General features: G+C 67.6%; 15 protein-coding genes. 6 read left to right on the top strand and 9 right to left on the bottom strand.

Features of this window, described 5'->3' with window-relative positions; genetic code table 11:
- Positions 1-14: 14 nt before the first annotated feature.
- Entirely contained in the window at positions 15-839 is an 825-nt protein-coding gene (locus tag H0264_RS03000; RefSeq protein ID WP_181582543.1) for a crotonase/enoyl-CoA hydratase family protein, read from the top strand.
- A 116-nt stretch (positions 840-955) separates the two neighbouring features.
- Here H0264_RS03000 and H0264_RS02995 read toward each other — a convergent pair whose 3' ends face one another.
- The 9 genes from H0264_RS02995 to H0264_RS02955 form a co-directional block, all read right to left on the bottom strand.
- Positions 956-2740: an ABC transporter ATP-binding protein gene (locus H0264_RS02995; RefSeq protein ID WP_231083904.1), complete on the bottom strand. Its 1785-nt coding sequence runs from the start codon at positions 2738-2740 to the stop codon at positions 956-958.
- Positions 2741-2983: 243 nt separating this feature from the next.
- Complete coding sequence (locus H0264_RS02990) at positions 2984-3754, bottom strand: SDR family NAD(P)-dependent oxidoreductase (protein ID WP_181582542.1); 771 nt, start codon at positions 3752-3754, stop codon at positions 2984-2986.
- Positions 3755-4465 (bottom strand): acetoacetate decarboxylase family protein, encoded by a 711-nt coding sequence (locus tag H0264_RS02985; protein ID WP_181582541.1) that lies wholly within the window; start codon positions 4463-4465, stop codon positions 3755-3757. It lies immediately after the preceding gene.
- Positions 4466-4561: 96 nt separating this feature from the next.
- Positions 4562-6166: an acyl-CoA synthetase gene (locus H0264_RS02980; protein ID WP_181582540.1), complete on the bottom strand. Its 1605-nt coding sequence runs from the start codon at positions 6164-6166 to the stop codon at positions 4562-4564.
- A gap of 28 nt (positions 6167-6194) precedes the next feature.
- Positions 6195-7451 carry a hypothetical protein gene (locus tag H0264_RS02975; protein ID WP_181582539.1) on the bottom strand — a complete coding sequence of 419 codons (1257 nt, stop codon included), beginning with the start codon at positions 7449-7451 and terminating at the stop codon, positions 6195-6197.
- On the bottom strand, positions 7445-7993 hold the full coding sequence (locus H0264_RS02970; protein WP_181582538.1) for a nuclear transport factor 2-like protein: 549 nt from the start codon (positions 7991-7993) through the stop codon (positions 7445-7447). The genes H0264_RS02975 and H0264_RS02970 overlap by 7 nt, the downstream gene beginning before the upstream one ends.
- Positions 7994-8002: 9 nt before the next feature.
- Positions 8003-8206 (bottom strand): ferredoxin, encoded by a 204-nt coding sequence (locus tag H0264_RS02965; protein WP_181582537.1) that lies wholly within the window; start codon positions 8204-8206, stop codon positions 8003-8005.
- A complete protein-coding gene (locus H0264_RS02960; RefSeq protein WP_181582536.1) occupies positions 8206-9045 on the bottom strand; it encodes an SDR family oxidoreductase in 840 nt (279 codons plus the stop codon). The genes H0264_RS02965 and H0264_RS02960 overlap by 1 nt, the downstream gene beginning before the upstream one ends.
- Entirely contained in the window at positions 9046-10251 is a 1206-nt protein-coding gene (locus tag H0264_RS02955) for a cytochrome P450 (protein WP_181582535.1), read from the bottom strand.
- A 230-nt stretch (positions 10252-10481) separates the two neighbouring features.
- Here H0264_RS02955 and H0264_RS02950 point away from each other — a divergent pair, with 230 nt between their 5' ends.
- The 5 genes from H0264_RS02950 to H0264_RS02930 are packed head-to-tail and all read left to right on the top strand — an operon-like array spanning position 10482 to position 15506.
- The gene (locus H0264_RS02950; protein ID WP_181582534.1) at positions 10482-11954 is read left to right on the top strand and encodes an aldehyde dehydrogenase; all 1473 of its coding nucleotides are present in this window, start codon (positions 10482-10484) and stop codon (positions 11952-11954) included.
- 11 nt (positions 11955-11965) lie between these two features.
- Positions 11966-12718: an SDR family oxidoreductase gene (locus tag H0264_RS02945; protein ID WP_181582533.1), complete on the top strand. Its 753-nt coding sequence runs from the start codon at positions 11966-11968 to the stop codon at positions 12716-12718.
- Positions 12715-13599 carry an NAD(P)-dependent oxidoreductase gene (locus H0264_RS02940; protein WP_181582532.1) on the top strand — a complete coding sequence of 295 codons (885 nt, stop codon included), beginning with the start codon at positions 12715-12717 and terminating at the stop codon, positions 13597-13599. Before H0264_RS02945 ends, H0264_RS02940 begins: the two co-directional genes overlap by 4 nt.
- Complete coding sequence (locus tag H0264_RS02935; RefSeq protein ID WP_181582531.1) at positions 13596-14012, top strand: carboxymuconolactone decarboxylase family protein; 417 nt, start codon at positions 13596-13598, stop codon at positions 14010-14012. The genes H0264_RS02940 and H0264_RS02935 overlap by 4 nt, the downstream gene beginning before the upstream one ends.
- 21 nt (positions 14013-14033) lie before the next feature.
- Positions 14034-15506 (top strand): FAD-dependent oxidoreductase, encoded by a 1473-nt coding sequence (locus tag H0264_RS02930; protein WP_181582530.1) that lies wholly within the window; start codon positions 14034-14036, stop codon positions 15504-15506.
- The last annotated feature ends 12 nt before the right edge of the window (positions 15507-15518 follow it).

The raw sequence follows: 15518 nt of genomic DNA, 5'->3' as shown, positions 1-15518 counted from the left end.
GGAAAGGGTCGGCGATGACCACCGCGACTGCTGAAACGAGTAGCAACACCACCGAGCCGCACGCGCTCGTCGAGAAGCGGGGCGCGACGCTCATCGTCACCATGAACCGGCCCAAGGCGAAGAACGCGCTCACCGGCGAGATGCTGGCGATCATGGTCGACGCGTGGGATCAGGTCGACAACGATCCGGAGATCCGGTCGTGCATCCTCACCGGTGCGGGCGGGGCGTTCTGCGCGGGCGCGGACCTGAAGAACATGAGCAAGTCCAGCCCGGCCGACAATATGCAGGAGGGCAGCCGCTTCGATCCGACGCGGATTCCGGGGCTGCTCAAGGGGCGTCGCCTGACCAAGCCGCTGATCGCCGCCGTCGAGGGCGCGGCCATTGCCGGCGGGACCGAGATTCTGCAGGGCACCGACATCCGTGTTGCCGGGGAGAGCGCGAAATTCGGTATCTCCGAAGCGAAGTGGAGCCTGTTTCCGATGGGCGGGTCGGCGGTGCGGCTGCCGCGGCAGATCCCCTACACCGTGGCGGCGGATCTGCTGCTCACCGGTCGCCACATCACCGCGGCCGAGGCCAAGGAGTACGGGCTGATCGGGCACGTGGTGCCGGACGGGACCGCGCTCGACAAGGCGCTCGAGCTCGCCGAGCTGATCAACAACAATGGCCCGCTGGCCGTGCAGGCGATCCTCAAGGTCATTCGGGACACCGAGGGGCTGCACGAAGAAGAGGCGTTCAAGATCGACGCCAAGGTCGGTCTGCCGGTCTTCCGCAGCGACGACGCGAAGGAAGGTCCCCGCGCCTTCGCCGAGAAGCGCAAGCCCAACTTCCAAGGGAAGTAAAGGGATTGGGGGTGGGGGCCAAGCCCCCAAACCCCCATAGGGCTGCGCCCGGCCGATCCCGGGCCGAGCCCCGCCCCCATGGATTCGGAGGTGCGGTGACTCTCACCGCACCTCAGTTACCTCGCGACCAGTTCGTCCTCGCCGAGGAAGCCGCCGGACTGGTGACGCCAGAGTTGGGCGTAAGTGCCCTCGGCCGTGAGCAATTCGTCGTGGGTGCCCTGTTCGACGATCGTGCCGCGGTCGAGGACCACCAGCTGGTCCATGCCTGCCACCGTGCTGAGGCGGTGGGCCACGACGAGCGCCGTGCGGCCCTCCATGAGATCCCAGAGTGCCTGCTGCACAAGGAGTTCGCTCTCCGAGTCGAGGGCGCTGGTGGCCTCGTCGAGCAGCAGGATGGGGGCGTCGCGGAGGATCGCGCGGGCCAGGGCGACGCGCTGCCGCTGACCGCCGGACAACTTCACGCCGCGTTCGCCGATGAGGGTGTTCATGCCCTGAGGTAGGCCGTCGGCGAATTCGGTGACGTGGGCGGCCTTGGCGGCGCGCACGATTTCTTCCTCGGTGGCGTCGGGGCGCGCGAAGCGGATGTTCTCCTTCAGGCTGCGGTGGAACATGGCGGGATCCTGTGGCACGTAGGCGATCTGGTGGCGCAGGTCGGCCTGGCGCAGCTTCGAGATGTCCTGCCCGCCGATGCGGATCGCGCCGCCCTGGATATCCATCATGCGCAGCAGCAGCTGGGTGATGGTGGTCTTGCCGCCGCCGGAGCGGCCGACGAGGCCGACCTTCGCGCCGCTGGGCACGTCGAGATCCAGGCCGGTGAACAGCGGCGGTGCGCCGGCGTGCGCGAAATCCACTCGCTCGAAACGGATTCCGCTGTCCGCGGGCTGCAGCGGTTCGGGTGCTGCCGCGTCCACGACCTTCGGGTCGTCGAGCAGCAGTTCGGTGAACTGGGCGGCCTCGGTGATATCGCTTTCCAGCCTGCGGTAGATCTGGTTGAACCGGAACATGATTCCGGTGGCGTTCGAGTAGTAGGTGAAGGCCACGATGATGACCTCCACGCTCGCCTTCCCGCCGACCAGCCCGAGTGCGATGAACAGTCCGAGCACATTGGTGAGCGCGAAGATCGGCGCGACCGCCATATCGATGCGCAGGTTGGCGTAATCCCAGGACGCCAGGGTCTTCCGCTGCTGGTCGGCAACCCGGCGTTCGTGTTCGGCGGCCTCCTGCGGCTCGGCCGCGAAGGCGCGCACCACCTGCATGTTCGACAGGCTGTCGGAGACGTGCCCGGCGACCGCGGCGACGGCGGCCTCCCGCTCGTCCACCAGCGCCTGCCGTTTCCGGATGAGCGGCGCGATGATGAACGCGGTCAGCAGGATCATGCCGAGCAGCACCACGACCAGCCACGGGTCGTACTGCCAGAGCACGATGCACGCGAAGGTGATCGGCACGATGGCGGCGAAGATCTCGAACACGAAGCTGTCGACGAAATCCTCGTACCGTTTGGCGAAACTCAATGCCCGCTTGGTGAGGGATCCCGCGAAATTGTCATGGAAGAAGGCGCTGTCCTTGGCCAGCAGCTTGTCCATGGCGATCTCGTACAGGTTCGCGATACCGTGCGCGTCCACCCGGTTGAGACAGTGGATGCCGATGCGCCACAGCACTTCCGCACCGAACATGAGCCCGGTGAAGGCAATCAGGTAGGGCGCGGCCTGCGCGAAGGAGAATTCCCCCTGCGCGACCACCTTGCCGACCAGCATGGCGACCACCAGCGGCGCCAGGTACAGCGTGCAGATATTGCCGAACGCGGGCGCGAACAGCGCCGGAATCGTGTAGCGCTTGCGCCGCGCCATCTCCCGGCCGTAGTAGCGCAGAACCAATTTCACCGCGGATTCGCGTGAACTCATTGTCCCCTCTCGAATTGTGTTCGAGGATGGCCGAACTCTCCGGAGGGCTCTCGGGGGCTACGCCCCCGAACCCCGAAAAGAACGTCACGCATCGTCCCGCGTGGGACGGGGTCGGGTCCACTGAATATTCGCTGCTCGGTTGCCGCATGCGGTTCGGAACGGCGCTGGACAATCGCAGAGCCCCGATTGTCCAGCGCCGGATCCGGGTGCCGATCGGAGCACGACTCGGCACCCGGCGACGGACTAGTCCGTCGGCTTCACCATGCGGGCGACGAGGGCGCGCAGCACGCCGGGCATGAATCGCCGCATGAGGTAGGTGGGGTACGCCTGGCCGGGGAAGACGAACAGCGGGTTCTTGGGCTTGGACAGCGCCTTCTCGAGGGCGTCGACGACGCCTTCGGGGCTCATGCCGCCCGCGCCGCCGAGGACGGACTCGTTCTCTTTCCGAATCGATTCCAGGAAGGGCGTTTCCACCATCGGCGGGCACAGGCCGAGCAGGCGGATGCCGCTGTCCTTCAGCTCGTAGGCGAGGCTGTCGATGAATCCGACGACCGCGAACTTGGAGGCGGAGTAGCCCGCCATGCCCGGCGAGGGCAACCAACCGGCGACGGAGGCGAAAAGGATGACCTCGCCGGTGCCCGCCTTCTTCATGGTGGGAATGATGGCCTGGCAGAGGTTGACGGTGCCGATGTAGTTGACGTCCATCATCTTCTTGATCTGCCGCACATCGTGGTCGAGTGCGGAGGCGTGCACATGCGCCATGCCGGCGGCGTGCACGAGCCGATCGATGGTGCCGTGTTCGGAGCGCACCTTCTCCACGACCGCCCGCACCTGGTCCGGATCGGAGACGTCGCAGGTGTAGGTGTGCATGTTGGGTGACCGCTTGGCGGTTTCGCCGAGGCCGTCGCCATTGAGGTCGACGGCGGCGACCTCCCATCCGGCGGCGGCGAGTCGCTGGGCGACGATGCGGCCCATGCCGCTGGCCGCTCCGGTGACGAGAGCTAGTCGAGTCATTCATCCCTCCCGGGTCTGCAACACCGTGGTGGCGTCGGCGAAAGTCATGCGGAGTTGCCCGATTCGGCTGGAGAAAAGGGCGGTCTTGGGTAGTCCGAGGGCGCGGAGCTGGTCGGCGACGGGATGGTCGCCGAGTTCCACGCGAGCGCCGCCGGGGCGGCCGCGCACCTGTGCGGGATCCATGAGCCACGGTGTGCGCCTGAGGATTCCGTTGCGATGCGTGTAGGCGTCGATGGAGGCCCCACCGGCTCCGGCGGGCATGGGCAGGCCGTCGGCCACGCGCAGGGCGACGACGAGCCGCCCGTCGAGGCGGACCTCGCAGCGGTGGCCGCCGCGTACGGGTGTGATGTCGATGTCGGCCATGAGTTTGGGGAAGCCCCAGATCGATTGCCCGGCTTCGCAGGTGAAGCTCTGGTTGACCGGCAGCCAGTGGATGTAGGCCCCGGTGCTGTGCCGCCGCCCGGATTGCCGGGCCATGAGCGAGAACGCGAATTCGTGGTACGGGCCGAGGTCGCCGTCGACGTAGCGGATGAAGGCCAGCGAGCAGATCGCTTTGCCGGGCCACACCGCCAGGGGTGCGAGTCCGGCGGGTGCGAGCAGTTCGGCCGCGGCGTTCGCGTCCACCAGGAACAGTGCCGAACTGGCGTCGGCGTGACGGATTTCGACCGGCATGCGGACTTGTTCGCCCTGTACGGGGTGCGCCTCTGCCATACCAGAATTAGAACAGGTTCTTACAGGAATTGTAATAGGTTTCATGCTGCTATCTCGATCAGCGGGAGGCGACATGGCCTCCCGTTCCATAACGCGTTACCGAACCACGTGATCGGGTTCTCGGTCGGACACGTAGGTCTTGGCCCAGCGATAGTCGGGCTTGCCGCTCGGGGTGCGCGAGACCGCGTCCGCCACCCAGATACTGCGCGGCAGTTTGTATCCGGCGAGGTGGGCGCGCACATGCTGTTCGAGGGCGGCGAAGTCCAGCGCCGGGTGCGCGGCGGAGATGACGGCCGCCACCTGCTGGCCCCAGCGCTCGTGCGGGACGCCGATGACGACGGCGTCGTACACCGAGTCGTGCGCCTTGACAACGGCCTCGACCTCTTCGGGGAACACCTTCTCCCCGCCGGTGTTCACGACCATATTGCCGCGCCCGATGAGGGTGACCGACCCATCCGCTTCCACGCGCGCCCGGTCGTCGGTGATGACCATGCGGACGCCGTCGACGGTACGGAAGAGCTTGGCCGTCTTCTCCGGATCCTTGTAATAGCCGATCGGCACATTGCCGGTCTTGGCCACCCAGCCCTCGGAACCCGGTGGGACGGAACGGCCGTCGTCGTCCACCACCAGTGCGCCGCGCCCGACGTTCACCCGCGGACCCCGGCCCGGATCGTCGTCCTTCTGCGCGAAACCGATTCCCCCGAAGCCGGTTTCGGAGGAGCCGATGGAGTCGGTGAGCACGGTGCTCGGAAACAGCTCCAGCAGTTGATTCTTCACCGGCTGCGACAGCAGCGCCGCGCCCGAGCCGATGGACCACACCGATCCGGCGTCCACGGGCGCGGCCCGATAGGCGTCGATGAGCGGACGCGCCATGGCGTCACCGGTGATGACGAGAATATTGGGCCGTTCCCGCGCGACCGTCTCCCAGATCCGCACCGGGTCGAAGCGCGGCGTGAACAGCACGGCATTGCCCGACCACAGGGCGGTGAACGTCGGCATCATGGCGGCGGCGTGGATGAGCGGCGGCAGCACGAACCACATGGTGGGCTGGGCCTGTGATCCGGTGCGGGACTGCTGGTATTCGTCGGCGACGGGTTCCCCGGTGTAGAAGTCGATGCCGCCGCCGAGCACCCGCCACATGTCCTCCTGCCGCCACATGACGCCCTTGGGCAACCCGGTGGTGCCGCCGGTGTACATCATGAACAGGTCGTCGGCGCTGCGCTCGCCGAAATCCCGTGCCGGTGAACCGCTTTCGACGGCCTGCTCGTACGGGGTGGAGCCGCTGGCCAGGCCGTCGCCCTGATCGTCCTCGACCACCAGGGCGTGCCGCAGTTTCGGCACCTGCGCCCGCACCTCTTCGATGAGCGGTGCGTAGCAACGGTGGTGGACCAGCATTTCGAGGTCGGCATTGTCGTAGACGTAGCGCAGTTCCTCGGCCTGATACCGGTAGTTGATATTGACCGGGACCGCGCGAATCTTGAAGCAGGCGATCAGGGTTTCCAGCGTTTCGGCGCTGTTGTGCATATGGAAGCCGATGTGGGTGCCCACGCCCGCTCCGGCGGCGGCCAGGTGATGGGCCAGCCGGTTGGCCCGCTGGTCGAGTTCCCGGAAGGTGAGCCGGCGGTCGCCCGCGATCAGGGCGGTGCGGTCGGGCATGGCGTCGGCGGCGTGCTCGTAGAGGTCGGCGAAGTTGCGGGCCATGGCGGATCACTTCCTGGGTACTGCGGAGCTACAGAACGGTGAGCGGCAGCGACGCGCCGCGCGGGGTGAAGGTGAAGGCGGCCCCGGTGCTGAAACGGGTGATGGCGACCTCAGGGGCCTCGCGGAATGCCATTGCGGCACGCCGGATTTCGACGGTGAGGGAGGTGTCGTCGGCGGCGCGCACCTGGCAGTGGAAGCGCGGGTCCACACCGCGGACCAGTGCGTCGAGCGGTGCGAGCGCTTCGGGGGTGAGCAGTGCCGCCCATCCTCCGTCGGCGACGGCACCGCAGTCACGGCCGAACCGCAGTTCCACCGACTGCTCCCCGGCATGCGTCTCACTGGAGACCTGAATATCCACGTACGCAGCGGGATTGAGCGCGGGATGCAGACGCAGCACCTTGGCCAGCGCGGCCGCGTCACTGCCGAGATCCAGGGCCTTGCTGAGTCGTTCGGCCGTGAGCCCCGCGATTCCGGTGAACTGGCTGCGCGTCATGGTCTCCGCGAGCGCGGCATCGGACCGGGTGGCCACCGCATTCCGGAAGCCGAGGGCCAGCAGATGATGTTGCAGGGCGATCTCGTCGGCGATGCGGACGAGCGCCGATCGGGAGAAATCCTCCCACCGGATATCGCTCAGCAGCGGTCCCGCGTAGTCCGCGCGGCCGGCGTCCGACCGGTCGATGTCCGCCAATTCGACTCGTGCGGCGTGCGTTTCGGCGAGCAGCAAGGCGTCCGCGGGCGGCTCGTAGGGTTCTTCGGCCGGATCGATGGTGACGGTCCACGCGCACACCGGTTTCCGGTCCGCGGGGACCCGCGGCGGCCGATGCACCGGACGCACCCGCGCCCGCGGATTGGTGGCCAGGGCGGTGGCGTCGAAGGTGGGGTCCTCGACGTCATGGCACATGGCCACCACGAACTCCTCCCCCATCGGCTCCACATCGGCGAGCGCACCGCAGTGGTCGAGATGGAATTCGCCGTAGTCGTGATCGCGCACCCGGAAGCGGAAGTCCATGAACTGCGGTGGCGCGCCGATATCCAGCTGGAAGCCCTTGAATATGGCGTCCACGCCGTCGCCGGTGATGCCGAGGGCCGCGCGCATGCGGCGGGTGTAGACGGGGCTGGCCAGCCGCCATTCGTCGATGGCGACCGCGGTCATGCCCTCGCGACCGAAAGCGGCGATGGCGTGGGCCATTCCGGCGCGGTCGATGAGGTGCCCGCACAGGAGGAGTTCCGGCACCAGCACCGCGAGCTCGGCGCGGGTGAGGCCGGCGTATCTGCTGGTCACCACTGCGGTACCGGCCCCTTGCCGACCGGATACCAGCCCGCGAGCGGCTCGCCGGACACGGAGCGTTCGATGCGCTTCTGCATACCGGGTGACAGCGCGTTGTCCTGCATCATCTCGATGAAGAGCGCTGTCACATTGCCGAAGTCGAAGAAGTCGCGCTGCCAGGACCATTCGTAGTTGCCCGCGTAGCGGAACCAGCTGCCGCCGATGCCCTCCGGGCTGTAGGGGCGGCCGTCGGCGCGGCTCTTCTCATTGACCTGTTTCCAGAAGCCGATGACGCTGCCGCTGCGTTCGTCGATCACGAATTCCTGATACGGGTAGGTCCAGCCCTCCAGGCCGAACATCTCCTGCCCGAGGGCGATATCGCGGATCTCGTCGCGGCCGACGGACATGAATTCCTGTTGCGGGCCGTAGTTCCAGCCGTAGGTGGCGTCCTCGGTATAGAAGTGCGCCAAGGGTTTCCAGTCGCCGAGGGCTTCGCAGCGCTGGTTCTCCTCGACCCAGCGGCGGACCATCTCGTCGAGTTCCTCACGCGGCCAGGGCATATCGGCTCCTCAGTCGGTTGGGCTGTCGTCCACGAGGGACAGCGCCCGGGTCGGGCAGTAGCGGACGGCGGCGCGGGCCGCGTCCAGGTCGGCGGCCGGGTCGGCGCGGAGTATGCGCACCTGGCCGTTCTTGGGGACGTCGAACAGGTCCGGGGCTTCGTCCTGGCAGACGGCATGGCCCTGGCACAGGTCGAGGTCGACTTCGAGCCGCATTACGTGCCACCTCCGGCCGCTGCGGCGGAGTTTTCCTGCGGCGCAGCCTGTTCCGGTGTCACGAGTTCCCGCAGCGGTGCTTCCGGCTGCACCTCGACCATGACGACGTGCGCACCACGGGGCGTGCTGACGACGGCGACCACGCCGGCGGCGAGATCACTGGGGCGCAGGAAGTGCGCGTGGCGGGCGAATCCCCACTTCGCCCAGCTCTCCAGCAGCGGGCCCACCACCTCGGGGGTGGCGGTCATGCCCATGCCGGTCAGGGTCTGGCCGGGCCGCACGATGGAGGAGCGCACGCCGGTGCCCTCCAACTCCATGCGCAGCTGGCGGGCGAAGACTTCCACACCGGTTTTCGCCGCGTTGTACGCGCCCGCGCCGGGACGGGCCCGGTCCGCGCAGTCGGAGCCGATGACGACGAAATCGCCGCGCCGGCGTTCGATCATGCCGGGGATCAGCCGGTGGGCCAGGCGTTGCGCGCCGGTGAGGTGGACTCGCACCTGGGCTTCGAAGACCTCCGGATCCATCTCCCAGCCGTGCCCGAATTCCAGGTCACCCGCGCCGGACACGACGATTTCCATTGGTCCGAGCGCTTTTTCGGCGGCGGTGACGAACTCGTCGACGGATGCGGTGTCGGTGACATCGAGGCGGTGCGCGAAGGCTTCGCCGCCGTCGGCGCGGATCTTCTCGGCGAGGGTCTCGCAGATCTCCACGCGCCGGGCGCCCACTGCGACGGGATACCCCAGCTCGGCCAGCGCGGTGGCGGTGGCGGCGCCGATCCCGGAGGACGCGCCCGCGACGAGCACCGGCCGCCGGGCGGGGTGCGGTGGGAACTTGGCCATCTAGCGCACCTCCACTCGCACCGGGAGCTTGGCGAAACCGCGCACGTTCACCGAATGCACTCGCTCACTGCCGGATTCGGCGAGTTCGTAGGATCGCACTCGGGTCGCGAACTCCCGCAGCACGATCTGGGCTTCCAGGCGGGCCAGGTGCGCGCCCAGGCAGAAGTGCACGCCCCGCCCGAAACTGATGAGCCCGCCCTTGTCCCGGCGTTCGATGTCGTAGCGGTCGGGATCGGTGAACACGGTGTCGTCGCGATTGGCGGATCCGATGAGCAGCAATACCTTCGAGCCCTGCGGGATGGTTCGCCCGTAGTACTCGAGGTCGACGGCGGCGGTGCGCGCGAGGATCTGAGAGGAGGCGTCGTAGCGCAGGGTTTCCTCCACCCAGTCCTCCACGAGTTCGGGATGCGCGGTCACCCGGGCGTACTGCTCGGGATTGCGGCCTGCCCAATACAGGGCATTGCCGAGGAGTTTCGTGGTCGTCTCGTTGCCCGCGACGACCATCAGGAACATGAATCCGATGATTTCGTCCTGGGTGAGCCGGTCCCCGTCCGCCTCGGCCTGTACGAGCGCGGAGGTCAGGTCCTCGGTGGGCTGCCTGCGCCGCTGCGCGACCATGTCCGCGTAGTAGCCGATCAGATGCAGCGCCGCTTCCATGGCGGCTACCGGCACATCCAGTACACCCTCTTCACGATGCACCAAAAGGTCTGCCATGCGGCGCAATTCGGCGCGATCGGCCTCCGGTACGCCCAGAAGTTCGGAGATGACGTCCATGGGCACCTTGCCCGCCACCTCGTCGATCCAGTCGATATCGCCGTGGGCCAGCGCGGGTTCGAGGTAGCGCAGCGTGATTTCCCTTATGCGCTCGCCCATTTCCGTGACCCGGCGCGGGGTGAACCCCTGGTACACCAGCTTTCGCAGGCGCAGGTGCTCCGGATCGTCCATGGCCAGGAAGGACATGGTGCGGTGTGCGTGCGGTCCCCAGGCGGCCGGGTCGAGGGATACCCCGTTGGCGCTCGACAGCCGCACATTGTCGCGGAAGCCGGCGGCCACATCGGCGTGCCGGGACAGCGCCCAGAAGTCCAGTTCCGGATTGTGGTACACCGGCGCCTCGGCGCGCAGCCGCTGGTAGACGGGGTAGGGATCCTCGTGGATGCCGTAGTCGTAGGGGTCGAACAGCAGCGGCTCCAGGGAGGCTGCGGTCATCGTCTCACCTCGTATTCGATAACGCGTTCATCAACTCTGACGGACGCGATCCAGCCATGGCGGACACATAGCTGGACATGTGTCTGTACGGTACTAGTGAGGGCGGGAGCTGACAATGGGATCGGCGAATCGCCCGGCCGAAAGGCGCCAGATCTGGAACAGGTTCTTGCGCCGTTCGGAAAGCCGAACCTATAGTCCGTACACGTGTCCGGACAGCATGGGAGCTACCGATGACCTCGAGCAGGCTCGCCCCCGACGGCGGCTCTCAACTGCTGATAGGCGGCAAGTTGACGCCCGGCGGCAATGGCGTGTTCGCCACGACGAATCCGGCCACCGGGGAAATCCTCGGATACGCGGCCGATGCCGACAGCGCGGATATGGACGCGGCCGTGGCCGCCGCGCGCACCGCCTTCGACACCACCGACTGGTCGCGCGATCCCGGCTTCCGGGCACGCTGCCTGCGCCAGTTGCGCGATGCGTTGCGCGGGCACCTCGAAGAGCTGCGCGAGATCACCATCGCGGAGGTCGGCGCACCGCGCATGCTCACCAGCGGGCCACATCTCGAGGGGCCGATCGGAGATCTCGGATACTTCGCCGATCTGGCCGAAAGTTATTCGTGGGAAACCGATCTCGGGACCGCGACACCCATGGGCATCAAGACCGCGCGGCGACTGCGGCGGGAACCCATCGGGGTGGTCGGGGCCATCACCCCGTGGAATTTCCCGCATCAGATCAACTTCGCGAAGCTCGGACCGGCCCTGGCGGCGGGCACCACCGTGGTGCTCAAGCCCGCACCGGATACGCCCTGGTGTGCGGCGGCGGTGGGGCGAATCATTCTGGAAGAGACCGATATTCCGGCCGGGGTGGTCAATATCGTCACCTCGGACGATCATGCGCTCGGGGCGCAGCTGGTCACGGACCCACGAGTCGACATGATCTCGTTCACCGGGTCCACGCAGACGGGCCGCTCCGTCATGGCCTCGGCCGCCGCCTCGTTGAAGAAGGTGTTCCTGGAGCTGGGCGGCAAGTCCGCGTTCATCGTGCTCGACGACGCGGATCTCACCGCGGCGGTGAGTTACGCGGCGTTCGGGGTCTGCGTGCACGCCGGGCAAGGCTGCGCGATCAGCACCCGGCTGGTGGTTCCGCGCGCGAAATACGAACAGGCCGTGCAGATCGCGGCCGGAACCCTGGCCGGGATCAAGCCCGGCGATCCGAACAAGGCCCGAACCGTGTGCGGCCCGGTGATCTCCGAGCGGCAGCTCATGCGCGTCGAACGCTATCTGGAGATCGCCCGCGCCGAGGGCGGCACCATTGTCACCGGCGGCAATCGCCCCGAAGGACTCGGCGGCTGGTTCATCGAACCCACCCTCATCGCGGGCCTGCCCAACAGTTCCGTGGTGGCGCAGGAAGAAATCTTCGGACCGGTGCTGGTGATCATCCCGCACGACGGCGACGACGATGCGGTCCGCATTGCCAACGACTCCCCCTACGGCCTGTCCGGCTCGGTGTGGGGCGCGGATCCCGAGCGCCTGCGCCGGGTGACCGAGGGCGTGCGCACCGGAACCCTCAGCGTGAACGGCGGCATCTGGTATTCCGCGGACGCGCCCTTCGGCGGCTACAAGCAGTCCGGCATCGGGCGGGAGATGGGCGTGGCCGGCTTCGAGGAATACACCGAGACCAAACTCATTGCGACCGGCTGCTGAAGGAGCACGTCATGTCCCGATTCACGGACAAAGCCGTCATTGTCACCGGAGCCGCGCAGGGCATCGGGGAAACCTATGCCCGAGCGCTCGCGGCCGAGGGCGCGAAAGTCGTTGTGGCCGACCTGAACAGTGAGCGCGGGGAGGCGGTGGCCAAACAGATCACCGCCGACGGCGGGACGGCGGCCTTCCATGTGGTGGATGTGGCCGATCCCGAATCCGCGTCCGCCCTCGTGGAATTCACGGTCCAGGAGTTCGGCGGGATCGACCACCTGGTCAACAATGCCGCCATCTACGGCGGCATGAAGCTGGATCTGCTGCTCACGGTGCCGTGGGAGTACTACAAGAAATTCATGGGCGTGAACCTCGACGGGGCGCTCAACATGACGCGCGCGGTGTGGAAGCCCATGACGTCACGCGGGGGCGGGTCCATCGTCAATCAGTCGTCGACCGCGTCCTGGATGTACTCGGGTTTCTACGGTCTGGCCAAGGCCGGGATCAACAGCCTGACCCAGCAGCTGGCGCACGAGCTGGGCGGATCGAATATTCGTGTCAATGCCATCGCCCCGGGGCCCATCGACACCGAGGCCACGCGCAGCATCGTGCCGGACAGCATCGTCGATCTGATGTTGCAGCAGCTGGCCATCAAACGGCTGGGCACGCCGGAGGATCTGGTGGGGGCCTGCCTGTACCTGCTGTCGGACGACGCGAAATGGGTGACCGGACAGGTGTTGAACGTGGACGGCGGTCAGGTCTTCCGCCCATGAGTGACAACGAGGATTTCGCCGTCGGATTCATCGGGCTGGGCAATATGGGTGCGCCCATGGCCCAGCGACTGCTGGACTGGCCGGGCGGGCTGGTGGTCTGCGATATGCGACCGGAAGCATTGCAGCCCTTCGCCGATGGCGGTGCGACACCGGCCCGTTCGGCCGCCGAGGCCGCCGAACGGTGTGGCGTGGTGTCGGTGGTGGTGCTCGACGATGCGCAGGTGCGCGCGGTCGTCACCGGGCCGGACGGGATCCTGCAGGGCGCGAAGCCCGGGACCGTGATCGCGGTGCACTCCACCATCGCCGACGAGACGGCCGTAGCCTTGCAGGCCGAATGCGCCTCGCACGGAGTGGAATTCGTGGACGCGCCGATCAGCGGCGGCGCTCCGGCGGCGCAGCGCGGCGGGCTCGCGGTCATGGTCGGGGGCAGCACGGAGGCGTTCGAGAAGGTGCGCGCGCCGTTCTCGCGGTTCGCCTCCATGCTGGTGCATGCCGGGGAGGTGGGTGCGGGAACCCGAATGAAGCTGGCCCGCAACCTGCTGCACTTCATCGCCTTCACAGCGGCGGCGGAATCGCAGCGGCTGGCCGAGGCGGCAGGACTGGACATCACCGAGCTCGGCAAGGTGGTGCGGCATTCGGATTCGCACACCGGCGGACCGGGCTCGATCATGTTGCGCGACACCACCGAACCGGTGCGGCCGGGCGATTTCTGGTTCCCCATCTTCAGCCATGTGCGGGATCTGGGTGAGAAGGACCTGTCGCTGGCACTGGAGCTCGGCGAGCGGCTGGGCATCGAATTGCCCTTGGCCAGACAGGCATTGGACGGCCTGGGCACCGGATTGGGCGTCGGGCCCGGGTATATCGCGAAGGAGAAGCAATGAGTGCAGCATCGCACAGCGATTCCGTGGGGGGTGGCGGTCGGGCGACGGGTGGGCCCGACGAGCGCCGCGAGCGTGGGCTGAAGAAGATGTCGGAGGTGTACGGGTTCAATCTGCCCGACCTCCAGGGTGATCCGTTCTTCGAGGTCACCGTCGATCACCTCTTCGGCGATGTCTGGACGCGCGAGGGTCTGTCCATGCGGGATCGGCGGCTGCTGCTGCTCGGCGCCATCACCGCGCAGGGCAATGCCGAGATCGCCGAGATCCAGGTGGGCGCGGCCCTGCGCAATGGCGAGTTGGATGCCGAGCAGCTGCGGGAGATCGCCGTCTTCCTCGCCCACTACGTGGGCTGGCCGTCCGGCACGAAGCTCGACGGCGTGATTCGAAAAGTCCTGTCCAAGAACAAGAACGACTGACCTCAGAGGAATACCAGAGCCATGACCGAAACCGCTTCCGTGCGGCCGCTCCCCGTCTCCGAGGTCTCCTCGTGGGACTTCGAAGCCGATGTCGTCGTCATCGGGTACGGCATCGCGGGGGTGTGCGCCGCCATCGAAGCCCGGAACGCGGGCGCCGATGTGCTGGTGCTGGAACGCACCGGCGGCTGGGGCGGTGCGGCCGCCATGTCCGGCGGATTCGTCTATCTCGGCGGCGGGACCGCGCTACAGCAGGCGCTCGGCTTCGAGGACACCGCTGAGGAGATGGAGAAGTTCCTGCTGGCGGCGCTCGGCCCGGGTGTGGACAAGGCCAAGATCCACGACTACTGCCAGGGCAGCGTGGAGCATTTCGATTGGCTTGTCGCGCAGGGTGTTCCGTTCAAGGAGGAGTTCTGGGGCGAGCCCGGCTACGAGCCGCCCGCCGATCAGGGGCTCATGTACTCCGGTGGCGAGAACGCCGCGCCGTTCAACGCCATCGCCGTGCCCGCGCCGCGCGGGCACCTCGCCTGGACCAGGGACAAGAAGCTGGGCGAGAAGGGCGGCGGGTACATGCTCATGGAGCCGCTCGCCCAGCGCGCCGAAAAGCTCGGCGTCCGACACGAATACGACGTGCGGCTGCGGCGGCTGGTCGTCGACGAGGCCGGGCGCGTAGTCGGCGTGGCCGCCACCCGCTACGGCAAACCCGTACACGTGCGAGCCGCGCGCGGCGTGGTGCTGGCCACCGGCAGCTTCGCCTACAACCACGAGATGGTCGAGCGGTACGCGCCCAAGATCCTGGGCCGGCCCGCCGCCACGGTGGAGGAGCACGACGGCATCGGCATCCGGGTGGCGCAGGCGCTCGGCGCGGAACTCGCGCACATGGACGCCACCGAGGTCGCGCTGATCGTGGATCCGCAGCTGGTGGCGCGCGGCATTCTGGTGAACGGGCGCGGGCAGCGCTTCATCACCGAGGACACCTATGCGGGCCGCATGGGCCAGGCGGTGCTGCAGGACCAGCAGAACCAGGCGTACCTGATCATCGACGAGGTCGCGCTGGAGGAGGCGCTCGAAACCGAGTCGGCCATGTCGTTCCTGCGCACCCCGCCGAAGTGGGTGGCGGAGACGGTCGCCGAACTGGAAACCGAGATGGGGCTGCCCGAGCAGACCCTCCAGGCGACCATCGAGCTGTACAACCGGCACGCCGCCGAGGGCAAAGATCCACTGCTGCACAAGAAGCCGGAGTGGGTGAAGCCGATCGGCACCCCGCTCGGCGCCTACGACCTGCGTGGCTACACCGGCGGGTTCACGCTCGGCGGCCTGCGCACGGACCTGGATTCCCGCGTGCTGCACGTGAGCGGCGAACCCATTCCCGGCCTGTACGCGGCCGGCCGGGTCACCTCCGGCATCTGCGCCGGCGGCTATGCGAGCGGCTGCTCGCTGGGTGATGGAAGTTTCTTCGGCCGCCGCGCGGGCGTCTCCGCCGCGGCCGACAAGTGAGAAGGGTTGTCG

Origin of the sequence: Nocardia huaxiensis (assembly GCF_013744875.1) — a bacterium.
Taxonomy (GTDB): domain Bacteria; phylum Actinomycetota; class Actinomycetes; order Mycobacteriales; family Mycobacteriaceae; genus Nocardia; species Nocardia huaxiensis.
This window is presented reverse-complemented; position numbering and strand designations above follow the sequence as displayed.